The 26,468-nt window shown below is 60.3% G+C and carries 21 protein-coding genes; 14 read left to right on the plus strand and 7 right to left on the minus strand.

The features are described from left to right. The first annotated feature begins 202 nt into the window (after positions 1-202). From BW14_RS01910 to BW14_RS12475, 3 genes are all read left to right on the plus strand, one after another. Positions 203-1,159 carry an aldose 1-epimerase family protein gene (locus BW14_RS01910; RefSeq protein ID WP_044088812.1) on the plus strand — a complete coding sequence of 319 codons (957 nt, stop codon included), beginning with the start codon at positions 203-205 and terminating at the stop codon, positions 1,157-1,159. A 209-nt stretch (positions 1,160-1,368) separates the two neighbouring features. Next, positions 1,369-2,313, plus strand: a complete 945-nt coding sequence (locus BW14_RS01915) for an aldose 1-epimerase family protein (protein ID WP_140489167.1) — start codon at positions 1,369-1,371, stop codon at positions 2,311-2,313. 127 nt (positions 2,314-2,440) lie between these two features. Next, a complete protein-coding gene (locus BW14_RS12475) occupies positions 2,441-2,515 on the plus strand; it encodes a 50S ribosomal protein bL37 (protein ID WP_099327425.1) in 75 nt (24 codons plus the stop codon). 128 nt (positions 2,516-2,643) lie between these two features. On the opposite strand, the gene BW14_RS01920 is transcribed toward BW14_RS12475, so the two are convergent. Both BW14_RS01920 and BW14_RS01925 read right to left on the minus strand, forming a co-directional pair. After that, positions 2,644-3,018, minus strand: a complete 375-nt coding sequence (locus BW14_RS01920; protein ID WP_044088810.1) for a hypothetical protein — start codon at positions 3,016-3,018, stop codon at positions 2,644-2,646. Next, entirely contained in the window at positions 3,018-3,683 is a 666-nt protein-coding gene (locus BW14_RS01925) for a sigma-70 family RNA polymerase sigma factor (protein WP_044088809.1), read from the minus strand. The genes BW14_RS01920 and BW14_RS01925 overlap by 1 nt, the downstream gene beginning before the upstream one ends. A 212-nt stretch (positions 3,684-3,895) precedes the next feature. Here BW14_RS01925 and BW14_RS01930 point away from each other — a divergent pair, with 212 nt between their 5' ends. The 3 genes from BW14_RS01930 (at position 3,896) to BW14_RS01940 (ending at position 7,667) form a co-directional block, all read left to right on the plus strand. Beyond that, positions 3,896-5,449, plus strand: coding sequence for a UDP-N-acetylmuramoyl-L-alanyl-D-glutamate--2,6-diaminopimelate ligase (locus tag BW14_RS01930; protein WP_044088808.1), 1,554 nt, complete (start codon positions 3,896-3,898; stop codon positions 5,447-5,449). Between the two features lie 64 nt (positions 5,450-5,513). After that, positions 5,514-6,518 (plus strand): GNAT family N-acetyltransferase, encoded by a 1,005-nt coding sequence (locus tag BW14_RS01935; protein WP_044088807.1) that lies wholly within the window; start codon positions 5,514-5,516, stop codon positions 6,516-6,518. Between the two features lie 147 nt (positions 6,519-6,665). Next, positions 6,666-7,667 carry a GNAT family N-acetyltransferase gene (locus tag BW14_RS01940; RefSeq protein WP_140489168.1) on the plus strand — a complete coding sequence of 334 codons (1,002 nt, stop codon included), beginning with the start codon at positions 6,666-6,668 and terminating at the stop codon, positions 7,665-7,667. Between the two features lie 39 nt (positions 7,668-7,706). Here the strand turns inward: BW14_RS01940 and smc are convergent, their stop codons facing one another. Both smc and BW14_RS01950 read right to left on the minus strand, forming a co-directional pair. Continuing rightward, positions 7,707-11,339: a chromosome segregation protein SMC gene (smc, locus tag BW14_RS01945; RefSeq protein WP_044088805.1), complete on the minus strand. Its 3,633-nt coding sequence runs from the start codon at positions 11,337-11,339 to the stop codon at positions 7,707-7,709. 52 nt (positions 11,340-11,391) lie between these two features. Continuing rightward, positions 11,392-13,035 (minus strand): folylpolyglutamate synthase/dihydrofolate synthase family protein, encoded by a 1,644-nt coding sequence (locus BW14_RS01950; RefSeq protein ID WP_181162265.1) that lies wholly within the window; start codon positions 13,033-13,035, stop codon positions 11,392-11,394. A gap of 191 nt (positions 13,036-13,226) precedes the next feature. Here BW14_RS01950 and BW14_RS11840 point away from each other — a divergent pair, with 191 nt between their 5' ends. Together BW14_RS11840 and BW14_RS01955 are read left to right on the plus strand one after the other, a co-directional pair. Beyond that, entirely contained in the window at positions 13,227-13,496 is a 270-nt protein-coding gene (locus BW14_RS11840) for a hypothetical protein (RefSeq protein ID WP_181162266.1), read from the plus strand. 782 nt (positions 13,497-14,278) lie between these two features. Further along, positions 14,279-15,379 (plus strand): hypothetical protein, encoded by a 1,101-nt coding sequence (locus BW14_RS01955; RefSeq protein ID WP_258186024.1) that lies wholly within the window; start codon positions 14,279-14,281, stop codon positions 15,377-15,379. 97 nt (positions 15,380-15,476) lie between these two features. Here the strand turns inward: BW14_RS01955 and BW14_RS01960 are convergent, their stop codons facing one another. Further along, on the minus strand, positions 15,477-16,886 hold the full coding sequence (locus tag BW14_RS01960; RefSeq protein WP_258186025.1) for a TrkH family potassium uptake protein: 1,410 nt from the start codon (positions 16,884-16,886) through the stop codon (positions 15,477-15,479). A gap of 165 nt (positions 16,887-17,051) precedes the next feature. Between BW14_RS01960 and BW14_RS01965 the strand changes: the two genes are divergently transcribed. Both BW14_RS01965 and BW14_RS01970 read left to right on the plus strand, forming a co-directional pair. Further along, entirely contained in the window at positions 17,052-18,647 is a 1,596-nt protein-coding gene (locus BW14_RS01965; protein WP_140489170.1) for an aminopeptidase P family protein, read from the plus strand. A 330-nt stretch (positions 18,648-18,977) separates the two neighbouring features. Continuing rightward, complete coding sequence (locus BW14_RS01970) at positions 18,978-19,499, plus strand: NUDIX domain-containing protein (protein ID WP_140489171.1); 522 nt, start codon at positions 18,978-18,980, stop codon at positions 19,497-19,499. Between the two features lie 146 nt (positions 19,500-19,645). Here BW14_RS01970 and BW14_RS01975 read toward each other — a convergent pair whose 3' ends face one another. Further along, positions 19,646-20,917 carry an N-acetylglucosamine-6-phosphate deacetylase gene (locus BW14_RS01975; protein WP_044088799.1) on the minus strand — a complete coding sequence of 424 codons (1,272 nt, stop codon included), beginning with the start codon at positions 20,915-20,917 and terminating at the stop codon, positions 19,646-19,648. A gap of 372 nt (positions 20,918-21,289) precedes the next feature. On the opposite strand from BW14_RS01975, the gene BW14_RS01980 reads away from it, so the two are divergent. Further along, positions 21,290-22,414 carry an ROK family protein gene (locus BW14_RS01980; RefSeq protein ID WP_044088798.1) on the plus strand — a complete coding sequence of 375 codons (1,125 nt, stop codon included), beginning with the start codon at positions 21,290-21,292 and terminating at the stop codon, positions 22,412-22,414. Between the two features lie 70 nt (positions 22,415-22,484). On the opposite strand, the gene BW14_RS01985 is transcribed toward BW14_RS01980, so the two are convergent. Next, on the minus strand, positions 22,485-23,405 hold the full coding sequence (locus tag BW14_RS01985) for an ROK family protein (protein ID WP_044088797.1): 921 nt from the start codon (positions 23,403-23,405) through the stop codon (positions 22,485-22,487). Positions 23,406-23,678: 273 nt separating this feature from the next. Between BW14_RS01985 and BW14_RS01990 the strand changes: the two genes are divergently transcribed. From BW14_RS01990 to BW14_RS02000, 3 genes are all read left to right on the plus strand, one after another. After that, positions 23,679-24,893: an ROK family transcriptional regulator gene (locus BW14_RS01990; RefSeq protein WP_140489172.1), complete on the plus strand. Its 1,215-nt coding sequence runs from the start codon at positions 23,679-23,681 to the stop codon at positions 24,891-24,893. 76 nt (positions 24,894-24,969) lie between these two features. After that, positions 24,970-25,866 carry a carbohydrate kinase gene (locus BW14_RS01995; protein ID WP_140489173.1) on the plus strand — a complete coding sequence of 299 codons (897 nt, stop codon included), beginning with the start codon at positions 24,970-24,972 and terminating at the stop codon, positions 25,864-25,866. Between the two features lie 204 nt (positions 25,867-26,070). Next, positions 26,071-26,460, plus strand: coding sequence for a VOC family protein (locus BW14_RS02000; RefSeq protein ID WP_044088794.1), 390 nt, complete (start codon positions 26,071-26,073; stop codon positions 26,458-26,460). Positions 26,461-26,468 lie beyond the last annotated feature (8 nt).

Consider the following 26,468-nt stretch of genomic DNA (forward strand, 5'->3'; position numbering starts at 1 on the left):
GCATCCTGAAGGTGTCCCGCATCGCAGTTTTCCGAACCGAAGCACCGATCTTGCGCGCAATGTGATGCTCGCCACTGGCATCAGCCACGCATCAGCCACGGCAGGAACAGTTGCCGCACCGATACAGCGCAAGGATTAGACTGAACCCAGCGGTGACGAACGCCGCCGGAACAAGCCGTATCTCACTATGGGAGTGATTCCTATGACAAGCAAAACGCCACGCACGGGCAATCAGTATTCAATTCACTATGGCGACTACAGCGCCGTGATCTGTGAGCTTGGAGCGAAAATCCGTCGATTCGACTATCAGGGCACGGAGATCTTCTGCCCGTTCGGCGTGAACGACCTGACCCCCACCTGCAACGGCTACATCTTGGCGCCCTGGCCCAACCGCATCGAGAACGGCGAATACGATTTCAACGGCAAGCATTACTGCGCACCGGTCAACGAATACCATCCGGCGCCCCGCAACAACGCGAACCACGGATACGCCTACCACTACATGTGGAAGCTCGAGTCGCTGACCGACAACGCCGTGACGCTGTCGCTGCGTTTCCCGAACTTGGATGGTTACCCGTTCGATGTGACTGTCACCGTGACCTACGAGCTCGGTGAGGAAGGCCTGACCGTTGCCGTCACCGCGCGCAATGACGGCGACGAGCCAGCCCCTTGGGCCCTTGGCCTGCATCCTTGGTTGGCCAATGGAAAGCAGGGTACCACCTCGGCTGAACGTGACGCCGATTCCGCCGCATGCCGTCTGCAGATCAAGGCCGCAAGCCATGTGACGGTGAACGAGGCGCTGATCCCCACCGGCACCGAACCGGTTTCCGGCATCTACGATCTCAATGACGCCCCCACGCTCGAAGGCCGCGCCTTCGACGACGCCTGGGTGGACGTGGAACGTGCCGCGGACGGTACGACCACCACCACGTTCAGCCGTCCGGACGGCATCGAGGTGAAGCTTATCGGCGACGACACCATCAACGCCTGGCAGTGCTATACCGCCACCGGTGCACCATTCGCCGAACACCCGTATGGCATCGCCGTGGAGCCGATGACCGCCCCCGCCAACGCCTTCCGCACCGGCGACCATCTGGTGACGCTCGCCCCCGACAGCGAATACACCACTGTGGTCCGCTACGAGGTGACTCGGAAGTAGTCCGGCACGGGATTCCTCTGTAACGGCTACGGCCATGATTCCGGGGAGCCCATGAACGAACCTGTGATGCCTCCTTCCCGCAAAGAGGCAAGGAGGCATCACAAGCACACCCGTTTATCGAAATGAGACGCTTCCCCGCCGCGCCTCACAGCATGGGTGCGGTACGATTGTGAGCGGTAACAATCCACTTTCACAAAGGAGTGTGCATTATGGCTTTGAAGCCTCGCACTGGTAACCAATATGCCATCTCGTCCGGCGATTGGAGCGCCGTCGTCACGGAACTGGGCGCGAGTCTGCGTGAGCTGAAGTGGAAGGGCACGGACATCATCGTCCCCTTTGATCCGAACAAGGTCATCCCGTGCTGCAACGGCTGGGTGCTGGCCCCCTACCCGAACCGCGTGACCAATGGACAGTACACGTTCGACGGCGAGGACTACCAGATGCCGATCGACGAATTCGACCGTCAGTCCTCCTTGCACGGCTACGCCTACCGGTACATGTGGGAGCTCGAGGACCTGCAGGAATCCCACGTGACGCTCTCCTGGCGTTCCCCCGACATCGCCGGATACCCGTTCGACATCACCATCACCGCCACCTATGCGCTGGACGAGAACGGACTCACGGAGACCTTCACCGTCCACAACAATGACAACGTCAAGGCCCCGTGGGCCTTCGGCATCCACCCGTGGCTCGCCAACGGCAAGAACGCCACCGGCCCGGCGATCACCGCCGACAACGAACCGTGCCGCCTCGAACTCCACTGCGATACGCATGTCACCGTAGACGAGCACCTGCTGCCCACCGGTGAAGAACCGGTGTCCGGCATCTTCGACCTGCGCGACAACCCCACGCTGGAGGGCCGCGGCTTCGATGACGCATGGACCGATATCACCAACCGTGGCGCGGACGGCAGCACCTCCGCCGTCTTCACCCGTCCTGACGGCATCAAGGTGACCTTGACCGGCGACAAGACCATCAATTCCTGGCAGGTGTGCACCGGCAACGAAATCGGCGTGAAGCAGCGTCAGCCCGGCGTTGCCGTCGAACCGATGACCGCCTATGCCGACGCCTTCCGCACCGGCAAGGATCTGGTCGTGCTCGACCCCGGCAGCGACTACACCACAGTAATCACCTTCCAGGCCGAGCAGATCTGAGTTCGTTCGACCAAACCAGGGCACACATCGACCCTTCGGTAGACGCCACATGGACGCGCGGTTGAGAACGTCGCGCTCATGTGGCATAATTCCGTAGGCTTATTGATTTTCAGTAAAGGAGTCCATCATGGGCATGCGCGGACGTAAGCGCAGGGATCGTCGCAAGAAGGCCGCCAACCACGGCAAGCGTCCTAACACCTGATCCTTCGCGTTTCTCATAAACGCCGAAAGCCCATCTGAGCAATCAGATGGGCTTTCTTGTTATATATCGCACCAGCTATGCGTAATGCCGTCCTAACTAGCAGGCAGTTCCTTCGATGGCATCGCCAATCACCGGTCTTCGCCGCAGCAATGATCAAGCGTGGCCTTGAGCTTGGCCATCAGGCATTCCGGAGCCACATCGGGGCGCAGATAAGCGCGCAGCGCGGCGATCAGCGCCTGTTCACGGGCATCGCAGCACGTGGCCGGGTCGAAGCACTCCCCCGCAACCTGATCGGCATACGGTTCACCCGTCTGCTGGGCGGCGGATCGCTGGGATACGGTGTCCGCCGAGCATGCGCAACCGGAGGCATGGTCCCCCGAGCAGCATTGGCTCGTGGTGATATGCACTTCCGTCCTGCTGACCACTCCGTCCGAAGCACTGGTGATGGAGATATGACTGGTTTCCACATCCGGCATGACACGCCGCAGATTCCGATCGTTCATCACATCTCCTTTCCTTGTACTCCATTATGGACCGTATCCGCATGGGCATGCGGTTGTTCAGGCAACTTCGCGGATGGTGAACTTGAGCCTTTCCCCGTATCGTCCTCCACGTACCCGCGCTCACGCGCATATTCCGCCAATTCGCGTTTGAGCTGCGTACGCGCACGATTGAGTCGGCTCATAACCGTGCCGATCTTCACGCCTTGCTCATCCGCCACCTGCTGATAGGATTTGCCGTCGATAGCCGCATCGATGAACACCTGGCGGCGTTCCGGCGACAGCTTGGCGAGCGCCGCCATGATCTCCTCGGGCGCGAATGCATCCAGATACTCCTCCTCGGCGGATTTCAGCCCATCCGACGAGTGTTCGGCGGCGTCATAGATGTCCCAGTCGTCGTATTCGCCGGTGGAGTCGTTGGCCCGCTGGGGTCTGCGCTTGGATTTGGCGTATTGGTTGAAATAGGCGTTGCGTTCGATGGTGGTCATCCACGCCTCGAAGTTCGATCCCGGCTGGAAGGTGTCGAACGCCTTGAACCCTCGTTCGAAGGTGTCCTGGACAAGATCCTGAGCATCATCGGGATTGTTCGTGAGCCGCATGGCCTGACGGTATAGGGCGTTGACCGCAGGCATCGCGAGCCGTTCGAATCTGGCGCGCCTGTCCGCCATGGATTCCCCTGCGGCATGGCCTTCGGCCGTACCATGCGGCAGGCGTTGTTCCCCTTGCTTCCGAGGTGTTGCAGATGCTTGCTTCGTGCTTGTCACGATTGCTCATTGTAACCAAATCATGTGCCCATATCGTGGTTGATACTCGGTGGGTCGCCTCACACGGCGGACCGCCTGTAGAATGACTATTCGGTTAGAAACAGGGAGAACATGTTATGGCATTGACTTTGGCCACGGCCGCCGCATTGCTCGACGAGCACCATCTGCTGCGGGAGATCATCCAAACGAACCAGTGGACTGACAACGCCGAGGACATCGCCGGCGCCAGCGAACCGTTCAGCGCAATCACGTACGATACGCGCAAGGTGGCCGAGGGAACACTCCTGTGCTGCAAGGGCCGCTTCAAGGCCGAGTATCTGGCCGGCGTTGACGACGCAGGACTCGCCGCCTATGTGGCCGAAACCGAGTACTCTACCGCGACCCATGCCCCCGGGCTGATCGTCAACGATGTCCGCAAGGCGATGAGCCTGCTGTCCGCAGCGTTCTACGGCCGTCCGCAGGATGAGCTGACCGTGATTGGCATCACCGGCACCAAGGGCAAGACCACCACCGCATACTTCGTCCAGGCGGTGCTCAACGCGTATTCCGATGGCAGATGTGCATTGTTCTCATCCGTCGACAATTGCCTAGACGGCCACACCTATGTGGAATCCGATCTGACCACGCCCGAATCGATGGATGCCTTCCGCATGATGCGTGAGGCGGTCGGTAACGGCATGAAGTACCTGGTGATGGAGGTGTCCTCCCAAGCGTACAAGGTGGAACGTGTCTATGGGCTGACATTCGACGCTGGCGCGTTCCTCAACATCTCTCCCGATCACATCAGTCCAATCGAACACCCCACGTTCGAGGATTACTTCTATTGCAAGCGTCAGATCACGCGCCACTGCCACACGTTGGTGCTCGGCGCGGACTGCGCACATGCCGACCTGATTCGTCAGGACGCCTCGGCCGCCGGTGTTCCGGTCACCACATTCGCCACGCACGATATCGACGATCAGGGCACAGCAGCCGATATCACGGCACTGCCTGACACGAGCACAGGCTCCGGATATCTGGTCCGCGAACACGGGACACAGGTCGGCGATTTCTCATTGGAGCTGGAGGGCGAGTTCAATGCCGCCAATGCAGCAGCCGCCATCGCACTGACTCGGGCAGTCGGCGTGCCCGCCGATGCCAAAGCGTTCGCCGCGTTGGAACATGTACGAATCTCGGGACGTATGGAGCATTATGAGTCCGGCAATATGGTGGCGTACGTCGACTATGCACATAATTACGTGAGCACGAAGACCTTGGTCGAATTCGTCGCGAACAAGTACCATGACCGCAATCCCCGTATCGTCCTGGTCACCGGCTCGGTGGGAGACAAGGCCGTCGACCGGCGCGAAGGCATCATCAAGGGCGCGCAGGATCGTGTGGATCGGATCATCCTCACCTCGGAGGACACCGTGCACGAATCCATGACCGACATCCTCAATGAGATGAAAGGATACATTACGAATCCGCATGTCGAGTGCAGCATCGAACTCGACCGTGCCAAAGCCATCGAGGATGCCGTGGTTGATGCACGCTCCCATGCCGACAAGCTGACCGTACTGCTGGTCATCGGCAAAGGCGAGGAGCGTTGGATCAAGGTCGATGGCAGGCATGCGCCATACGAAGGCGACGATCATGTGGTCAAACGACTGTTCGGCTTGATACAGGACTGATTCAGGGACTGAGTACAGAACAATACAAGGCATACAGAGTATCCATAGAGAGAAGGAGCGACCGTTGATCGCATTGGAACACGTCACACTTGCAGCCATGGAACACGCAGCGGCACAGGCCGGCATCATCCTGCCCATCGAGCAGACTGAGGCATGGGGCAAGTATCAGGCCAAAGTTCCGGGACGCCACCCGTGGGGCGCATTCCTGATCCGCCGCGACAATGAGCTCATCGCCGTCATCTCCCTGATCGACTACGAGACCCACGGATATCATTATCTGCGTTCCCTGCACGGGCCGGCGTGGAAGACCAAGCCCAGCCAGGATGAAGAACGCGAAGTGGTGGACGCATTGGCGAAGGCTGTACATGCCAAGGATCACAAAGTGGCGTTCCTGCGCGTGGATACCTGGTTCGAGGACGGGTATTACCGCGTGCTGTCTACAGTGCCATACGATCAGACCGTCATCGTCGACCTGACCGGCGGCGACGACCAGATCCTAGCCCGCATGCGCGCCCGCGGACGCCAGAACGTGCGCAAGGCGTTGCGGGAAAGCCCCGCCGTCTGCGCCGATGAGACCGAGCAGGCCTCCCACTCATTCGACGAATACTATGACGTGATGGTCGATACCGCCAAGCGCGATGGATTCGCACCGGCACCGAAGCAGGACTACGAGGACATGCTTCAGGAACTCGGCCCCGAGCATTGCCGCCTGTTCGTCAGCCGTATCGACGGCAAGGTGGTCAATTGGTGCCTCGTCACCCTCAACGACAATCGTGCAGTGTATTACTACGGCTGCATGAGTACCGCCGTACGTCGTCTGCGTGTGCCGGACAAGATGTTCTACCATATCTTCTGCACGTTGGGCGCACAGGGCGTCCAAAGTCTCGACATGATGGGCATCGGTTCGGATTTCGCGCCATCGCTCAAGGGTTTGAACCAGTTCAAGACCAAATTCGCACCGGATATCACACCGGTGGCCGCCGGCCATGACATCCCGATCAAGCGCGGTTTCTACGGTCTGTTGCGCTTCATCCAGAAGCTGCGCAAACGCGGCAATGCCGAACACTGAGCATCGCGGATCACCAATCTGCATTCAGGCCACGTTCAGGATAGTCCCAGTGATATAGGAGACAAATCGAACCTCATACCTATGCTGGTTCTGCACAATACTGCACGGTTACATGAAACCTGCTAGGTGGTGAAGGGGTGAAGAATCATGCTCACTGTGGTCGCAACGTCATTCCAGGACATCCACGAGGAGACCGAAGGGTGCGACATCACGCTGCCCATCGAACAGACCGAGACCTGGGCCCGATATCAGGACACGATCGACGGACGCCGCTTCTGGAACGCACTGATGATCATGGATGGGGGGAACGCGCCGGTGGCCATGCTTTCCCTGATCGAATACAGGACGCATGGCTACCGGTATCTACGATCCACGCACGGTCCGGTCTGGACGGTTCTGCCTAATCCTGCACTGGAGCGCACAGTGATCAACGCGCTTGTCGAATATGTGCATCATGAGGATCCAGAAGTGGTGTTCCTGCGCATCGACACATGGACGACGGCAGGCACCAAACCGGTGCTGTCCACTGTGCCATATGACCGAACCGTCATCGTCGACCTGACCGGCGGCGACGATCAGATCCTGGCCCGCATGAAAAAGCGAGGCCGCCGCGACGTGCGCAAGGCGTTGCGAGAAAGCAGGGCGGTATGCAGGGACGAGACCACTGAGGCACTCACCGATTTCAAGGATTATTACGATGCGATGGTCGAGACTGCGCAACGTGACGGATTCACCCCAGCACCGATGAGCGATTACACGGATATGCTCAAGGCATTGGGTCCCGATCATTGCCGGCTGTTCGCCGCGCGGATCGACGGACGTGTCGTGGCATGGGCTATCGTCACCATCAATCACGATCATGCCGTGTACTACTATGCCTGCTCCCGTACTGAAATACAGAAGGATCTTGTACCCGATCAATTGCTGTATTTCTTCTGCTGTGCTCTGGGACAGTATGGTTGCACGCAGATCGATCTGATGGGCATCGGCAGCGATTTCGCACCGTCATTGCGATCATTGAACACGTTCAAGACCAAGTTCTCTGAAGATGTCGAGCCGGTAGCGCCTGCGCGGGACGTGCCGATCAGGCGCGGCTTCTACGCCGCACTCACTGCATTGCAGCATATGCGCCGCCTGCTGAACCGGTAGAGGCGATCCCAAAGGCATCTGCCGTGATCACGATATCCCCTACCGTTCGAGCTTCTGGCTGATGACCGCGGTGACGCCGTCCGCGCGCATGGTGACGCCATAGAGCGCGTCGGCGATGGACATCGTGCGCTGCTGGTGCGTGATGATGATGAGCTGCGCGTGGGTGCGCAGCTCATTGAGTGCATTGATCAGGCGAGTCAGGTTGACGTCATCGAGCGCGGCCTCCACCTCGTCCATGACGTAGAACGGACTGGGACGGGCGGTGAAGATGGCGAACAACAGCGCCAGCGCGGTCAGCGAGCGCTCACCACCCGAAAGCAGACTCAGCTGCTTGACACGTTTGCCGGCAGGACTGGCTTCGACCAGTACGCCGGTGGTCAGAAGGTCTTCCGGATTGTCCAATCGCAGTCTTCCGGTGCCGCCCGGGAACAGCGTGGCGAACACCTTCTCGAACGCCGCGGCGGTATCGTCAAACGCCGACTTGAACACGGTGATCATCGTGGAGTCGAGGTCCTTGACGAGCTGCATCAGGTCATCGCGCGACTTGACCACATCGTTGCGCTGGTCGTTGAGATACTTGTTGCGTTCCTCCAATGCCTCATATTCCTCGGTGGCCAGCGGATTGACTTTGCCGAGCGCCGCCAGGTCGCGACGGGCCTTGTCCAGCCGCTTTTTCTGTTCCGTACGGTCGTATGGCACGGTTTTGAAGCGATGGGGTTCATCCTCATGGACCGTCCCATCGGCCGGATCCGCATCCAACGGCACAGGCCTGCCCTCATCATCCAGTACAGGCACCGGCCGATCCGGACCATAGTCACGTACCAGCTCCTCAAGCGTCAGGCCCAGCTCGTCCGAAACCTTCTGCGTGAGCTGACCGTATTCCGCAGCCAGACGCTCCCGGTTCACATCCAGCACATGCTCGCGAGCGATCAGATCGGCGACTTTCGGCTCGACCGCATCGCGCTGTGAACGCAGTGCCCGGAGCTCCTGATCATGCGCTGATGCGGCGTTCTGCAAACGGTCGCGTTCCGCTGCGACCTCGTCGAGAGTACGTTCCACCATCCCGGCAACGCTGCGTGCATCGCTGGCCACAGTTTCAAGGTGTGTCGCCTGCTCGCGTCGACGCTCGTTCAACGATTCGATCCGTGCACGGCGTTCTGCGGCCTCTTTGGCGTTGTCGCGCAACAGTCCTGCCTGACGGTTCAGCGATTCGAGTTTCCTGCCCGCCTCCGTCCAGGTGATCTTGGCGGTGACCTCACGCTCCCTTGCCGCGGAAAGCTCATGCTCCAGCATTTGCTCGCGCTTGCCCAATTCATCGAAGTCGGCATGCCCGGAATCCGGTTGCTGTGCGGCGTCAAGCGCTGCGGCAAGATCGTCGAGTCTGAGTTGGTGGTCCTCACGACTCGACGCGGCATCGGCGGTTTTCCTGTCCATCTGGTCAAGCTGGCGGGCGATCGAATCGACACGGCCTTCTGCGGATCTCATCGACCGCTCGGCCTGTTGCGCTTTGAGCCGAGCTTCCGTTCGAGCGGCGGATTCGCGGTCGACCAGCCGGGCCGCCTCGTCACGTGCGGCCTTGGCTGCCTGCACTTGTTCGGCGATTGATCGGCTTTCTTCCTCCAACTGTCTTGCCTGTGCCAGCGCTTTGTCCCGTCGGGCGGCCAACGACAGGTCGGACTGAGACGACGTCGACCCTCCGGATGCCGCCACGCCATAGACGAACATCTCCCCCTTGCTGGTGACCGCACGCGTCGCCTCGCCTGATACGACAATGTATTGCGCCGTTTCGATATCAGGAACCGCCGCCACATCATCCAGCAGCAGGCGCACGGCGCGCACGACGGCTTCGGCCTGCATCCGATCGGCGGCATCCGAATTGGGAACCACCAGATCGGCCAATGACTGATAGGCCTTTGAGGCTTCACTCTTCGACCGTGTCTCGGGCTGCGGACCGGTCGCGGCGTCATCTTCCAACGCTGCGGACAACACCACCGCCTTGCCCAACTTGTCAGTACGCGCCTTTTCGAGCGCATGGAGCATGTTGCCGGCTGTCGGCACCACGATGGCGCTGGCATATTGATCGAGAGCATGCGCCACCGCGTCTTCCCATCCTTCAGTCACATGGATGAAGTCGGTAAGGCGGCCCAACGCTGAAACCTTGTCGTCCCGTTCCAAGGCTCCCGATGCGTTGCGACTGTCCAAGGTGTCGGACAAGGCATCCGCCTTGGCCTTCAGGGAGATAATCCGCGACTGGATATCCCTCTGACGGTCGGTGATCTCATTGAGACGATCACGACGTTCAGCGAGCGCGGCCCTGGCGTCATCCAACGCGGTGCCACCGTCATCGGATACTGCCTCGGTTTCATCACGCAATGCGTTCAGTTGAAGCTTCGCCTCGTCATACTGCGAAGCGAGCGCGGAACGTTGATCCGTATAATCCTTGGCACGGCTTGCCGCAAGCTGTACTGCGGATTCCTCTCGGGCGATGAGTTCCCGAAGTCTGGATATCTTCGCATCATGTTCTTGGGCTGTTTTGCGTAATTCGGTGAGTGTCTGGCGCGTCGACGCGAGTTTTCTCTCATTGTCAGCGCGTTCCTCCGTCGCCTTGTCGAACGCCAGACGGGCGTCGGACACGATTCCCGACTGAGCCTGAGCCTGAGAGTCCAATTCCTCGGCCCGTTTGTTCAGCATATCCGGGTCTTCCCCGAAATTGGCGACGATCTGCCCGGCAAGCGAGCGCGCACGTTCATCGGCAAGCTGCGCAATCGAACGCAACCGTTCACGAATCTGTGAACAATCATGCCAATACTGGTTGGCTTTGGCTATGGCGGGGCTTGATTGCGAACTCAACGCCTCGACCTGATCGATACGCACTTTGACTTGTGCGAGTTCGCGCTGCGCTTCGGCAAGCTGTTCCCGCACCTCGCCGAGTTCCTTGCGTACCGCGTCACGCTGTTCCGCCGAACGTTGGGCATCCTCACCATACAGGCGGGCCTGCGCGTCGCGCACGGTCACCTGGATGGCGTCGGCTCGTCTCGAAATGCGCGCCTGCCTACCGAGCGGCCCCATCTGACGGTGAATCTCACGCAGCAGGTCGTCGAGCCTGTTGAGGTTCGTTTCGGTGTTCGCCAGCTTGCGCAGCGCACGTTCCTTGCGCTTGCGATGCTTCAGTATTCCGGCGGCCTCCTCGATGAAGGCGCGATGCCCGGATGGGTCGGCCTTGAGAATGGCGTCCAGTCGTCCCTGTCCGACTATCACGTGCATCTGTTGGCCCAGACCGGTGTCGGAGAGCAGTTCCTGGATGTCCAGCAGCCGGCATGCCGACCCGTTGATCGCGTATTCAGAACCGCCGTTGCGGAAAATCGTGCGGGATATGGTGACTTCCGTGTAATCGATGTCCAGCATGTGGTCTGAATTGTCGATGGTCAGACTCACCTGCGCACGGCCGAGCGGCGGCCTGGAGGATGTGCCCGCAAAGATCACATCCTCCATTGACGTACCGCGCAGGTTCTTGGCACCCTGCTCCCCCATCACCCAGGTCAGCGCATCGACGATGTTCGACTTGCCGGAGCCGTTGGGGCCCACGACTGCGGTGATTCCCGGCTCGAAGCGCAGTGTGGTGGCCGATGCGAAGGATTTGAAACCGCGCAGGGTGAGTTCTTTGAGGTACATGGGTACAGACCGTTTCGCTGGACCATTGTCACATGGACGGAACCGATGGCCGTCACGCCTGATGGCGTGACTCGCCGGTGCTGCCGCCGGTCGGATCCGAGTCGGAATCCGACCCGGCAAGATGCTTCAGGCCGAGGACATCGAATACGTCGAAATCATCGGGGCTGACCGTGTCTTCGAGATTGTCGGCCGCCTCCTGGGTGGCGGCGTCCGACTGTCCGTCGACATCGGAATAAGCATCGGAATCGCCGGAGTGGGAATCATCGGGATCGACCGACGGCTGGTGGATGCGCATGGCCTGCTTCATCGTGGGGCTGGCATGCTCCTCGAGCATAGCGCGCGCGTCGCCTGCGGTCACGAAACTGCCGCAGATGAGCACACCGTGGCCGTAGCCCACGCCGAGCTCGTCTTCCGCATCGACCATGTTGACGGCGGTCTGGATGGCATCGGGCAGGTTCGGTTCCTTGACCACGCGATCGCGGCCGAAGACATCGACGGCGAGCTTCTCCAGATCATCGGCCAGCATCACACGGTCACGCCATGAGTTCTCGGTGACCACCACGGAGCTCAGGATCGGCTCGAGCACGCCAAGATACTGTTCGACCTGCTTGTCTTTCATCATGGCCACGACGCCGACCAGCTGCTTGAAGTCGTAGTTCTCCTCGATGGCCTTGCGCAGCGCCTCGGCGGCGTTCACATTGTGCCCTCCGTCGAGGATGATGGTCGGCGAGGTGCGAATCTGCTCGATGCGCCCGGGAATCCTGACCGAGCTCAGGGCCTCGGCCACCAGATCGCCATCCAGCGGACCGTTGACCGGAATCACCACTTCGGCGGCGGCGAGCGCGGCGAGCGCGTTATGCGCCTGATGCTCACCGAACTTGGCGATTGGTACACCCTCATAGGTGCCGTTCGGTGTGGTGAGTGTGGCGACCTGACCGCCGACGGCCGGCATGCGGTCGGAGACGGTCATCTCATACCCGTCGCGAACCAGTGTGGCATGGTTGCGCTGCGCCGCCTCCTCGATAATCGGCATCACGGCCTCTTCGTGCGGCTGTCGGCCGATGATCGCCGTGCAATCGGGCTTGATGATGCCGGCCTTCTCGCCGGCGATCTGCTCGACCGTGTCGCCCAGCCACTGCATATGGTCCATATCGACCGGTCCGATGATGGCGGCATCGGCATCGAGCACGTTGGTGGCGTCCCAGGTGCCGCCCATGCCCACTTCCACAATGGCCACATCCACTGGCGCATCCGCGAACTTCCAGATCGCCATGGAGGTGAGCACCTCGAAGAAGCTCATCTTCGGCTTGCCCTGCTCGGCCATCTTGGCATCCACCAAGGCCACCAGATCCTTGATCTGATCCCAGATGTCGATGAAGTCATCATCCGAAAGCTGCTGGCCGTCGATGGCGATCCTCTCGTTGATGCGTTCGAGATGCGGCGACGTGTACAGTCCGGTGCGCATGCCGTAGGCGCGGCAGATGGCTTCAGCCATGCGTGCGGTGGAGCCCTTGCCGTTGGTGCCGGTCACATGGATCACACGGAACGACTGCTCCGGGTGCCCCAACAGGTCAAGCATCAGGTTCATGCGGTCCAGATCAAGATTCGTGGTGTTGTGCTCGGGCGGACGGCTCATGATGTCCAGCTCGACGTCCCTCATCGTCTCGTTGTTCCTGTTCGGATGCTCGAATGACATACCTTCTCCGGTCCTCCACGCTTGTGCGGTCTGCTGTTTCCAAACTCCTCCATCTTAGCCGTCAGGGTGGCTTACGCCGATCATGCCATCAGCTCATGGCATATCCGCCGCCCGATACTGCCTGCCACACCTCCCGGCGCATCTTCCGGCGCGTCATGTCGGCGCATCGTGCCGGATAGTGCCGACGCATCGTGTCGTTATCTCTTATCGATTCCACCGATTCCACCGATTCCACCAATTCCACCAATTCCACCAATTCCACCGATTCCACCAATTCCACCGATTCCACCGGTTCCACCGGTTCCACCAATTCCACCGGTTCCACCAATTCCACCAATTCCAGCGACGCCAGCAGGGCAGGGACTGGCCATCTTCCTTCGGAAAACACCCCTCACCGCAGTCATCTGGCCAGTTCATGTCACGGCTCCTTCGCTGACGGGCTCTCAGTGAAGGAGCCGTGACATGAACTGGCCAGATGACTTCGCCAAGGCTTCTCATCGACGTAGAAGGGCCAGTCCTTGCCCAGCTCCCATCGCCAGACGGCTCCCAGTGAAGTCAGCCGGCCAGTACTTGCCCGCATGGCTTCACGACACAGCAGTCAAACGGCCAGTACTTGCCCAAACAACTTCGCCGCCAAGCCTCAGCAGCAGTAAGAAGGCCATATCCTGCCCATAGGCCTTCGCTGCGCAGCAGTCAAGTGGCCATTCCCTGCCCTATAAACGTCACAGCCAGCACCAGCCACAAGCCAGTGGTCTGTCTCGCAATTGGTTGAGCGGTACTGGCCCCCTCTGATGGACGTTGCCGTGAAGCAGACAGCGGAGCTGTCTGTAGGCAACGTGCGAGCCGACAGGCGAGCCAGCAGGATGCCGCGCGTGTAGCGCGTCCGTGATTGCGGGACCGGTGCCGTGAAGCAGACAGCGGAGCTGTCTGTAGGCAACGCGTGAGCCGCCAGGCGTACCAGCCAGATGCCGCGCGCAGCGTGTCCCTGATTGCGGGACGGGCTGTCAGCGAAGCTGACCGGGAGAGAAAAACCGAATCCCTCAATTATTTACGAGACAGACCACTAGCAGCACCAGTCACCAACACAGGATATACGCCCGACCGTCAAGGACAGCTAACACGCATGGCAATCCGTCGCCCCTCGGTCGTGCCTCTCGAAATCGAGACACTTCGACAATTCCTTGCGATACAGCCGATGTGGATAACTCAACATGCTTTCACGCTCCAGTCATAGACCGCGATAATGGCGGAATACCAACGATTCAGGCATCCAAGCCTTGACCACGGCGAAGCTGGAACCACAATGGTCACTCACGCTTGCCACCGCATAGCGGCACATCATACGGTCGAGTTCATGAAAACACACAAGACAGTAACGCAATTGATCCATACCGCCCAGTCACAGCAGCGATGCGCGTATTCCACTGTGCCCGCTTATCAACTGGCACTACAACGACGCGCCAAGGCAGGCGAATTGACAAACACCTACAAAGGTTCGCCAAGCCTGTATGCGGACACCACGTACTGGCTATCGCTCACGCCTCCCGAACGCACCATGCATATAGCCAAAGCGCTGGGCGACGCCCATCCGCATTGGATCTTCGGAGGATTGACCGCCGCAACAGCCTATGGTTTCGAACACCAATGGTGTCTGCATCAGGGCTCGATCTCGATCATGACGACAGGTCACGGCACCCAACAACGCCATAGTCAACTGAAACGCGTATACATGCCCAATGCCCCATCGCTTGCCGTACGAGAACCAACTACCGGACTGCTGGTGACACCGCCCGCCAACACGCTCATTGAATGCGCACGAACCTACGACTTCCGTTTTGCGTTGCCGCTCTTCGATTCGGCGCTTGCAAAAGGAGTGAGCGCAAACGACATCACCCAGGCATGCAGCACCATGTGCGTGGACTACACGCCGGTCTTCCGACTGCTCCGCCACGCCAATCCACGTAGCGAAAACGGCGGGGAATCATTGGCCCGCGGCACGATGATCGAAGAACGTTTCGCGATACCCGACATTCAGGTTCCGGTACAGGATCCGAAAAACGGTGCGGAATACCGGGTTGATTTCGTATGGCGTCTTCGCAATGGACGCATCGTGGTCGCTGAATATGACGGCTCGAGAAAGTACGTCGACCCATCGATGACCGATAGCCGAAGCATCCATGAGACAGTGGCCAAGGAACGTGAACGGGATTCAGGGCTGAAACGTGCCGGAGCAAGTGAAATAGTGCATCTGACGTACGCGGAAGTCTATGAAAAGACGCCAATGAACATGAAGCTCCTGCGCGCCGGTATCCCCCAGTTGGATGGAACGGCGGAGAATCGCTGAGGGCAATCGCCACAGGCAGCAAGGCAGGAAGACTGAAGAGAGAGCAGTGAGGGAGAGCAGTGAGGGAGAGCAGTGAGGGAGAGCAGTGCGGGAAGATTCAGCCTACGGACACGGATTCGTCCGGGTAATGGATGGCGACAGCCTCCCGGGTTTTGTTGATGGCATAGACGATGGTCATAGGGCCGATGCGTCCGAAGAACATGACGCATGCAAGGATGAGCATGGTGGCGGGGTTGTTCGCGTCCGCGACCCCTACCGTGTACCCGCCGAGGCTGAAGGCCGAGCAGGTCTCGAACAAGGCGTCGGTCAGGGAGCGACCGGTCACCTGCATCAATGCCATAGATGCGACGAACACCACGAGAGCACATGCCATCGTCATGCTGATGGCCGAACGCACAATGCGTCCGGGAATGCGCTTGCGGAATGCGGTCACCTCATCACGGCCACGGAACGTGGTGATCATGGTGAGCATCAGCACCGCGAACGTGGTCACATGGATGCCGCCCGCAGTCGAGGAGGAGCCTCCGCCGATGAACATCGAAACGCTCATATACAGCTTCGTCTCATCGCTCACCCACGGAACCCACGACAGGTCAAAACCGGAGGAGCGCGGCATCACCGCGGCGGACAGTGCACCGCGCAATCGTTCCGAAGCATCCGCATTGGCGAACAGTGCGGGATTGTTCCACTCGTCGGCCAGGAACCACAGCAGTGAGACACCGACCAGCAGGAAGGTGGTGGCCAACGTGAGCTTGGTGTGCAGGCTCCATCGACGAGGGGCGATGCGGCGGCGAATCGACCGCCCGATCTCCAGCAGCACAGGGAAACCGAGTGTGCCGAGGAATGCACTGATCATCACCGGCATGCCCACCGACCAGCTGTTGATGTACAGGCCGGAGGCATCCGGCGTGAAGCCGGTGTTATTGAACGAGGAGACCGCATAGAACAACGCCTCCCAGATCGCGGTGCGCCAACGGTATCCGGTGAATTTCAGCAGACTGGGCAGCAGCACGGCGAAGGTGACCGCCTCCATGATGAACGTGGTGGCGAACACCACGGCAAGCACGCCTTTGACTTCGCCGAGCTTGGTGACGCCGACTTCGCGCGCGGTCAGCAGCTGCTGGGAGATGTTCATTTTCCGGTTCAGGAACAAGGTGATCATGGCCGCGAACGTCATCACGCCAAGCCCGCCGAGCTGGACGCCCACGAGAATGATCGCCTGACCGAACACCGTCCAATGGGTCGCTGTGTTCTCCACCGGTATGCCGCAGGTGGAAAGGGCCGAGACCGCTGTGAACAGGGCGACCAAAGGCGATGTGGAGCCGGGCTCGCGTGAGGCTGCAGGAATGAGCAGCAATACCGTGATCAGGGCGACAAGCCCCAGAAAATATGCGATAGTGAGCAGGCCTGGATGGCTGAGCATACGCTCCGGCAGCGGCAGCCCGGCATTCGGCCGTGGCTGATGGAACCGCCCTACTCCGTCATTCGCTTTGCGCTTTGCCTCCACAATGCATCATCCTATCCGGACGCCGTACAAGGCTGAAACCATCGTCCGCCCTATACATGCGAGTGGCATATTTTGAACTGGTACCGCCGATACCGCATCCGTCGTTGCATCGCGGACTACTATGGGAGCCAATGCCATCAACAACGAACCGTACAAGGAGCGTTCATGAGTGAAGTGATCACGGACAAGGACAAGGAGTACGAGGCCGAGGAGCGCAGAAACGCGCCCGGTAACGATCAGGCCATGAGCGATCGCGTGAACAACCGATCGCTCCGTCCGCGTTCCGAAGCGTTCAAGGAGTTCATGAAGACCGGTTGGGCGGATGACGAGCCGGATATCAAGCCGCTGGAATCTTCCAAGTTCACTCCTCAGCGTCTCGAGGCGCTGGGCAAGTCATTCCCCGGAGAGCGCCTGGTAATCCCCGCAGGCCAGCCGAAGGTACGCAACAACGACTGCGATTACGCATTCCGTCCGGATACCACGTTCGCCTATTACAGCGGCCTGGGCATGGACTATGAGGCGGGCGCGGTCCTGGTGCTGAACCCCGTGGACCCGGATTCCCCCGAAGCCAAAGCGGGTCGTACCCATACTCCGGAACTGTTCGTGGCGCCGCGCGCCGACAATTCCACCACTGATTTCTTCATGAATGCACATTATGGCGAATACTGGGTAGGCCCTCGCGCCGGTCTCAAGGAAATGACCGCCATGACCGGTATCGAGACCCACGATATCGCGCAACTGGCTGACGCCCTGTCTAAGGATGTGGGCCCGGAGGCCGGTGCTGTTCGCGTGCGCGTCATCCGCGAAACTGATCCCGCGATCACATCCCTGGTGGAGTCGATTCGCGAAGCCAACGGTTCCGATGACCCGGACAAGAACTCGGCCGCTGACGACAAGCTGCACGAGTTCGCGGCCGAAGCTCGCATGGTTAAGGACTCCTATGAAATCGGCGAACTGCGCAAGGCAGTGGACGCCACCAAGCAGGGATTCGACCGGCTGCTGGCCACGCTCCCTTCCGCTCTCGACAAGCCCCGCTCCGAGCGCATCCTCGAAGGCGCTTTCAACGCGGTCTCCCGCGAACTGGGCAACACCGTAGGATACGATTCTATTGTTGCGTCAGGCCCGCACGCCCCGATTCTGCACTGGATGCGCAACACCGGCGTGGTGAAGAGCGGCGACATGCTGCTGGTCGACGCCGGAGTCGAAGTCGATTCGCTATATACTGCGGACATCACCCGCACCTTCCCCACGAATGGCAAGTTCACGGATTTGCAGAAGCGCCTGTATCAGGCGGTGCTGGATTCCCAGCAGGCCGGTTTTGAGGCAGCCAAGCCAGGAGCCACCTATTCGGATATCCATCATGCCTGCATGCGCGTGATCGCCGAGCGTCTCCATGAATGGGGTCTGCTGCCGGTCAGCGTGGAGGAGTCGCTGTCCCCCGAAGGCCAGCAACATCGCCGTTGGCTTGCATGCGGAGTGGCGCATCATCTCGGCCTTGATGTGCACGACTGTGCGCAGGCACGCTTCGAGGCCTATCAGGGAGCGCCGATTCGTCCAGGCATGGCGTTCACCATCGAACCGGGACTCTACTTCCGTGAGGATGACCTGCTCATCCCGCCGGAATACCGCGGCATCGGCATCCGCATCGAGGATGACGTGCTCATGACCGAGCACGGCCCCGAATGGATATCCGCAGGCATCCCGAAGCAGATCGACGAGGTCGAACAGTGGATGGCCGAGCGCGCCGCCGCTTCCAAGTGACGTCATGAGGCTCCCTACAGTTCATGCGTCAACAATTCGCTGACGCATGGACTACCCCTCAGACCCGCTTCACGGGCCAGCTCCCCTGACAAGGGGAGCCAAGAATAACATCAATGAACCTCTGATGCAGGATACTAGCGAGGGAGCCTTGCTGCCCTATTACTGCGAAAGGAAATGACATGCCAACTCCGGAATTCGTACTCGAACTGAGGAAAAAGATCGGCCATGCTGAGCCGTCAAACGGGCAGCCCAGTGGGCTGACCGTAGGCGAAGTGAGCGGCTGCACCACAGGCAGCCGCGAAGGATCATGGCCGATCGAAAGGATATGACATGCCAACTCCGGAATTCGTACTCGAACTGAGGAAAAAGATCGGCCATGATCTTCTATGGCTCAACGGCGTGACCGGTTATGTGCTCAACGAACAAGGACAGCTGCTGCTGGGCCGTCGTTCGGACACCGGCGAGTGGGCCATGGTCTATGGCATCAACGAGCCTGGCGAGCAGCCGGCGGACACAGTGGTGCGCGAAATCAAGGAGGAGACCGGCGTGGATGCCGTCGTCACCGATCTGGTGGCGGTCACCTCATCGGACAAGGTCATCACCTACGCCAACGGCGACAACACCATGTATATGGATCATTCGTTCCTCTGCACGGTGAAGCCGGGAGGCAATAACAAGCCATTCGTCGGCGACGAGGAAAGCCTCAACGTGGGCTGGTTCGATCTGGATGCGCTCCCCCAGCCCCTGGCCGCGAGCACAGTCGAACGACTGCAGCTGTTCAACCGCTACCTCGAGAACAAGAAGCACGGCGATGCTCACGCCCTGTTCCAGTTCGACGGCGAGCAGTACTGATAGCGGACTGATACCAGCTGCAATACCGATATCGGCTATCGGAATCGGATCTGCACTCACCAGCCAAGTCCGAAACAATGGGCTCCCCTCGCCTGAGGGGAGCCCATTGTCGTCAGCATCCCGAGGAAACCGAACTGCTTCTCCGGCTACTTGATCCGACGGCCCGCGCACCAGACGTGCTCGGTCTTCCAGGTCAGCGGATCGAGCACGTTGATATCGGCGGCGAAACCGGGCGCAATCAGGCCAATCGGTGCTCCGGTGACCTCATTGGGCCTGTCGAAGACGAAAGCCTTCGCCGGCGTCAGCGTCGCGGCCTCGACCGCAGCCACAGGACTGATGCCGAGCTCATTCACGGCACGGCTCACAGCGCCTTCAAGCAGCAGCGTGGAGCCGGCGATGGCGCCGTTGGAGACCAGTCGGGCGTGGCCGTCCACCACATTCACATCCAACTCTCCAAGCTTGTAGGCGCCATCCGGGCAATCGGTGGCGGCCATGGCATCGGTCACGAAGGCGATGCGGTGTGGAGCGAACCCGAATCCGAGCTTGACCATCGGATTCTGCACGTGGAAACCGTCATTGATCAGTTCGATGGTGACGCGCGGATCCTCCACAGCAGCCGGGATCGGGCCCGGGTTGCGATGATGCAGCCCGTTCATCGCATTGAACATATGCGTCATGATGCCCGCCCCGGCATTGAATCCCGCCTGTGCCGTCTCATAGTCGGCATCGCAGTGCCCCACAGCGGGGACCACTCCGGCGGCGGCGAACTGGCGGATGGCTCCAATGCCATGCGGCAGTTCAGGGGCGATGGTGATCTGGCGGATGCATCCGCGGCTGCCATCAGCCGCGCCGGACGCCTCGAGCATCTCATCGACGATTTCGGGAACCGGATCCTTCAGGCATTTCGGGTCATGGGCACCCTTGCGCGCCAGTGCGAGGAACGGCCCCTCCAGATGGCATCCGAGGATATCCGGACGGCCGGAAGCCATCTTGTCCCGCACGGTGCGGATGTTGCGGCAGATCACGTCGACCGGATTGGTGATCAGTGACAGCACCTGTCGGGTGGTGCCGTGCACGGCATGGCCGGTACGCGCCACATCGATGCCTTCCGGACCGTCGTCGAAGCTCTTCTCCCAAGCGCCATGCGCATGGATGTCCACATAGCCCGGAACCAGAATGCGGCCATCGGCATCCAACACTGAACCATCACCGGAGACCCCGGCAGCGGCGCAGGCTTCCGAAAAGGCGCTCTCATCGGTTCCGGTCGCCACAATGACGCCGGACGCATCGGCCACCATCCAATATCCGCTGCGTTCTCCGCGCGCATCCACTTTGCGCGCGTTGCGGACGGCAAACGCTGACGGCGCGCCTTCGAGCGCAGCGGTAACCCGTGTAACGGTCTCGGTCCTATTCGACATGTCTCCATGCTCCTTCCCTGCATATGACGCAGGCCCTCAATGCGTATCGCCCTTGGAACCGCAGCCGGCCATCTTCGACGACAGCATCCGGTACGTGTGCGATGGCAACTTCCACGTCACATTCTGCTACGCTTCGCCCCGACGCTCCAGAAGGCACGCTGGCTCCTTTTTGTTAATGTTAGTTACAATTTTGGACTTGCCTGAAACCGGTGTTTTCAGCGCATGCGCTCCTGAGATCTGAGGTAAAAACTGGTTAAACGTTAGTGAAGTTTCGTAACAGAATCAACGGTGAACGGACTTCAGCATACGGCCCTCACGCACAATACCGGAAGCCGTTGCACGGACCACATGTTCATCCAGAAGGGGGAATGCATGTCGCTCTTTGGAGTCGCCTCACCGTCACCGATCCGCCCGGCCAAGGCCTCGCCGGCAGACGTCCGGCGGAACAACCGCAGGCTCATCTTCTCGCTGCTGTTCCCCACCAACCAGTACTCGCGTGCGGAACTCGGGCGCCGCACAGGACTGAGCCGGGTCGCCGTCTCGGACGTGGTCAACCAGATGCTGGGCGAGGGGCTACTCAGGGAGACCGGGCAAGCCCCCAGCGGCGGTAAAGGCAAACGCGGCACGCTGGTCAGCGTCGACATCGACCGGCTGAACATCATCAGCCTCGACCTGGCACAGGAGCACATCCTGCACGGCGCAGTCACCAATCTTCTCGGGCAGTCACTGCGTCACGCGGAAATCACCGTGAAGGAAGACACCCAGGTCTCCATCGAGACGATCAGCGAACTCATCGAGAAGATGCTGTCAATGGCATCAGGAGAGGTCATCGGCATCGGCATCGCCTCGCCGGGCGTGGTGGACGGAGGCACCATCAGGACTTCCACGTTGCGCGGATGGCACGATTTGAATCTCGCCGAACCGCTGCTCGACACCTTCGGCATCGACGTGACCGTGACCAATGACGCCACAGCCGCGATGCTCGCCGAACGGTTCTTCGGGCAGGGGGACCCTAACATGCTGTTCGTACGCATCGACAGCGGCATAGGCTCCTCCATCCTCATCAACGACGCGCCCGTCACCGGCGAAATGCATGCGGCAGGCGAGATCGGCCATATATCGATCGATCTCGACGGTCCGCAATGCCCCTGCGGCAAGCGCGGCTGTCTGGAAACCATGATCTCAGGCAGCATCCTGAGGAAAAAGCTGGCCAACGCCAGCGAGTGCCAACGAATCGCCATCCTCAGCCAGGCCGGCAGACACCTCGGACAGGCGCTTTCCATGCCGGTCGGTCTGTTGGATATGGCGGACGTCTGTGTCTATGGATGGCCCGACATCGTCAACGACACATTCATCGACGCCACACAGTCGTACCTTGATGCCAGCACATCCTCGACATTCCATAAGCACACCATCGTGCGACGGTGCGAATGCGGCGCGGACATGACCGTCCAAGGCGAGGCGATCGCCGTACTCTCCGATTATCTCGGCTACTGAGCGTTTCACGCAATCCGCATCCGGCACAGCCCAGTCCCGCCATCACCTCAACGCCGCATGCATCCTGCCCTCAGACCGCGACCGCCGCGCCAATGGCGCCGACGGGTCGGTCCAGCGGCGCCAGCCGCAGCCGGCCCGGAAGATCCAATCCCGCCAGGAACCGGCATTGCCCCTCCCTGCGGCGCAGTTCCGAGGTAATCACCTCGACCAGGGGCTTACCGGTCTTCGCCATGCCGCCGCCGAGCACAATGACGTCCGGATCCACTGATTGAGCCACGATCTGAATCGTGTCTCCGATGGCCCGAACCACCATGTCCAGCACATCCACGGCCTTAGACTCGCGCTTCCTCGCACGTCGGATCAGGTCCGGCATCGCAGGGTCGGCCTCAGGCCATAGACGCGCCACTGCGGAACCGGAGCATACCGTTTCCAGACAGCCATACTGTCCGCACGGGCACTTGAAGCGATGCGGCTCAACGGGGATATGCCCTACCTCTCCGGCGGCTCCGCTGAATCCATGCAACACAGCACCATCCTGCACCAGACCGGCAGCAAGTCCGGTGCCGAAGTTCAGGAAAGCCACGGTGCCGGGAAGCCCCTGCGTCCCGCCAAGCACCGCAGCCGCGCCCAACGCGGCGGCGTTCACGTCGTTCTCCACATGGGTCGCGACTCCGGTACACGCTTCAACCAGCGGCCCCATGTCCAAGGAAGTCACCGACAGGTTGACGATGTTGTCCACATGCCCGGTCCGATGATCCACCCGTCCAGGGGTACCGATGCCGATGGAGGACACATGCTGGAAATCGCCACCGCACACCCGTGCGGCCGCGGACACGATGTCCTCGATTACGGCCTCGTTGCCCGGCCGTGCGGGAATCCTCGCCGACTCACACACGAGGCCGGACGCGTCCAACCGCACCGCCTCGATCTTCGTGCCACCCACATCGACGCCGATGCGGCTCCTATTCGCATTGTCGACCTGCTCAATCATGGCCTGGCTCCTTCAGCTCCCCGTTGAACCAACACTGTCATGCATACGCGCATGATTCCATGCGCAAATCCATGATCCCAGTGTGCCCCGGAGTATTGACAACATTCTTAACAAATTAGCAAACAGCACACGATTCCGCGACACGCCGAACGTTGTTAATTGATTGCGTAAATCAATTAACAACGTTAATATCTTAATTAAGTTCAGATTCAAAGCTGATGTTCGACGACGAGCGGACGTGATCACTCGCAAGGGAGCAGATAAGGAGGACCCATGGCATTCGAAGCCAAACACGCCACTTCGCAGGCCAGCGTCTCCGAGTCCAATCGCTCCCGCATCCTTCAGCATCTGTACCACCACGGCATCAGCTCCCGGGCGCAGATCGCCAAGGCACTGGATCTGACCCCCGCGGCCATCACCAAAATCACCGCGCGTCTCATCGAGGCGGGGGTCATCGAGGAGACCGGAGACATCGAAGGCTCCAAAAACCGTCGGTCCATCGGCCTGAAGCTCGATACCACCCAGTTCCATATCATCGGCGTGAAATTCGCGCGCTCGCTGGTGCAGATCGGCGTATTCGACCTTCGCGGCAACGCAATCTCCCTGGAGTCATTGCCCACCGTATACGACGACACCATCGACGACACCGCCATCATCATCCACCGCCGTCTTGCCGAACTGATCGACACCGATCCGACCATCGTGGCGATCGGCATGGCCGTGCCGGGACCATACCTGCGCAACGAGGGACGCACCGCCGTGGTATCCAGCATGCAGGGCTGGCGCAGAATCAACTTCGTGCATGAATTCGGGTCCGCCTTCCGTGTGCCGGTGTTCGTCGAGCAAGACGCCCGCGCCGGAGCATTGGCTCATTTCCTGTTCGACCCGGCAGTCAAATCCGACGAGAACCTCGCCTACTACCTCATCGGCGAAGGCGTCGGACTCGGGGTCATCGAGAACGGGCGCCTGATCAATGGCCACCTCGGCGCGGCCACGGAAATCGGGCACATCTCCATCGACATCAACGGCAAACCCTGCGACTGCGGCAACATCGGCTGCCTGGAGCGCTACTGCTCCACCCCGGCCATCCATGCCATGCTCATCGAAGAAGGCACCGTCATCCCCGAAGCCTCCGTCATGACACACACCGATGCGGCACGGGCACTGTTCGCCAAGGCCCAGGACGGCGACGCACAGGCCGTGTCGTTGGTCAAATCCATAGCACGGTATGTCGGCTACGGATGCGTCACCATCTTCAACGGCTTCAACCCCGAACACATCATCATCGGAGACATCGTGGCCGAAGCAGGCACGATGCTTCTGGATACCGTGCTCGACACGGTCAAAGAACGGTCCATCCCCGAGATCTTCACATCCACCTCCATCACGCTGTCCACACTGTCCGCGGATGCCGCCGTCTCCGGCGCGGCAGCCGTGGCGGTGACGGAATTCCTAGAGCACCCCTCGGTGTTCTTCGATGTCTCCTAGGTGCAGGATTCGCACCTCCATACGATTCTTCACATCTTCATACACATTGATCACAACCCAATGAAAGGAACCAACCATGACCACCCCAATCGTCCTCAGCCTCGGCGAGCTGCTGTGGGATATGCTGCCAACCGGCAAACGAGCGGGCGGCGCCCCCGTGAACTTCGCCTATCACGCGATGAAGAACGGTGCCGAGGGCTGGGCCATCAGCGCGGTGGGTGAGGATGAGCTTGGCGACGAGCTCGTCGCCAAGGCGGACGAAGCCGGAATCAACACCGTGATCCAGCGCAACGCCTGGCCGACCTCCACCGTCGAAGTCGCCCTGAAGAACGGCATCCCGGAGTACACCATCGTCAAGGGCGTGGCATGGGACCACATCCTGTACACCCGCCAGCTCATCGACGTGGTTTCCAAGGCGGACGCCATCTGCTTCGGCACCCTGGCGCTGCGCTCCCCCGAGACCCACGCCACCATCACCGAGCTGCTCAAGCACACCAAGCCAGGCGCGATGAAGTTCTTCGACATCAACCTGCGCGGCGACCACTACTCCAAGGAGCTCATCCAGGAGCTGCTCGGCTACGCCACCGTGTTCAAGATCAACGATGAGGAGCTGCTGCTCCTGCGCGACATGTTCGACATCCGCGGCACCTCCGGCGAGGACGCCTCCCGCTGGTTCCTCGACGAGTTCAATCTGGACTACGTGATCCTGACCGCAGGCTCCGCCTACTCCACCATCATCTCCCGCAAGGGCGAGTCCTCCACGCTGGACACCCCCCATGTCGAAGTGGTGGACACCGTCGGTGCCGGCGACTCCTTCTCCGGCACCTTCACCGCGCGCACGCTGCTGGGCGATCCGCTTGCGGTCGCACACCGCAAGGCCGTCAACACCGCGGCCTATGTGTGCACCCAGTCCGGCGCATGGCCGGCGTACCCGGAGCAGATGCCCGATTACCTCGCCGAAGTCGGCAAGTGACCGACATCCCTCCGGCACAACCAACCCAACCAATACAAAATCCATATCCCATAAAAGGATCGCGGTCCCTCTGACCTGTGATTCCATTCGATCGAGGCGGGAAACAGAACAACGTCGTTCCTTTCCCCGCCTCGTTCGAGGTCGCTCTCTTCCACTCTGGAACCTCAACGACAATCAACCCACCATCAATTCAAAGGAGAAACCATGTCCATTCGCGACACCGTCACCGGAGTCCAGCACGTCGGCATCCCCACCACCGACCTCGAAGGCACCATCGCCTATTACGAGCGCCTCGGCTTCGAATGCCTCGGCATCTACCCCAACGGCGAGGACCGCTGCACATTCCTACGTCTGAACAATCTGACGCTAGAAGTGTGGACCATGGACCCGACCCCGATGGAGAACGGCGCGATCAACCACTTCGCCCTCGACTCCACCGACATCGAAGCCTCGTTCGCCGAAGCCCAGAAGCTCGGGCTCGACTTCGTGGAAGGATCCATCCAGCACATCGACACGTTCTGGGAGCACGGCATCCGATACTTCAACGTCCTGGGCCCGAACCACGAGGTCATCGAGTTCTGCCAGATCATGTAGCAGGCCCA

Source organism: Bifidobacterium sp. UTBIF-68 (genome assembly GCF_006408855.1).
GTDB classification, from domain to species: Bacteria; Actinomycetota; Actinomycetes; order Actinomycetales; family Bifidobacteriaceae; genus Bifidobacterium; species Bifidobacterium reuteri.

Bases quoted from the DNA above. Each gene is read 5' to 3' on its own strand.
- BW14_RS01970 (WP_140489171.1), top strand. From the start codon at position 18,978: ATGCCAACTCCGGAATTCGTACTCGAACTGAGGAAAAAGATCGGCCAT.
- BW14_RS01950 (WP_181162265.1), bottom strand. From the start codon at position 13,035: ATGTCATTCGAGCATCCGAACAGGAACAACGAGACGATGAGGGACGTC.
- BW14_RS01940 (WP_140489168.1), top strand. From the start codon at position 6,666: ATGCTCACTGTGGTCGCAACGTCATTCCAGGACATCCACGAGGAGACC.
- BW14_RS01955 (WP_258186024.1), top strand. From the start codon at position 14,279: ATGGCGGAATACCAACGATTCAGGCATCCAAGCCTTGACCACGGCGAA.
- BW14_RS01910 (WP_044088812.1), top strand. From the start codon at position 203: ATGACAAGCAAAACGCCACGCACGGGCAATCAGTATTCAATTCACTAT.
- BW14_RS01975 (WP_044088799.1), bottom strand. From the start codon at position 20,917: ATGTCGAATAGGACCGAGACCGTTACACGGGTTACCGCTGCGCTCGAA.
- BW14_RS01915 (WP_140489167.1), top strand. From the start codon at position 1,369: ATGGCTTTGAAGCCTCGCACTGGTAACCAATATGCCATCTCGTCCGGC.
- BW14_RS01985 (WP_044088797.1), bottom strand. From the start codon at position 23,405: ATGATTGAGCAGGTCGACAATGCGAATAGGAGCCGCATCGGCGTCGAT.
- BW14_RS01930 (WP_044088808.1), top strand. From the start codon at position 3,896: ATGGCATTGACTTTGGCCACGGCCGCCGCATTGCTCGACGAGCACCAT.
- BW14_RS01925 (WP_044088809.1), bottom strand. From the start codon at position 3,683: ATGGCGGACAGGCGCGCCAGATTCGAACGGCTCGCGATGCCTGCGGTC.
- BW14_RS01990 (WP_140489172.1), top strand. From the start codon at position 23,679: ATGGCATTCGAAGCCAAACACGCCACTTCGCAGGCCAGCGTCTCCGAG.
- smc (WP_044088805.1), bottom strand. From the start codon at position 11,339: ATGTACCTCAAAGAACTCACCCTGCGCGGTTTCAAATCCTTCGCATCG.
- BW14_RS01920 (WP_044088810.1), bottom strand. From the start codon at position 3,018: ATGAACGATCGGAATCTGCGGCGTGTCATGCCGGATGTGGAAACCAGT.
- BW14_RS01980 (WP_044088798.1), top strand. From the start codon at position 21,290: ATGTCGCTCTTTGGAGTCGCCTCACCGTCACCGATCCGCCCGGCCAAG.
- BW14_RS02000 (WP_044088794.1), top strand. From the start codon at position 26,071: ATGTCCATTCGCGACACCGTCACCGGAGTCCAGCACGTCGGCATCCCC.
- BW14_RS01995 (WP_140489173.1), top strand. From the start codon at position 24,970: ATGACCACCCCAATCGTCCTCAGCCTCGGCGAGCTGCTGTGGGATATG.
- BW14_RS01965 (WP_140489170.1), top strand. From the start codon at position 17,052: ATGAGTGAAGTGATCACGGACAAGGACAAGGAGTACGAGGCCGAGGAG.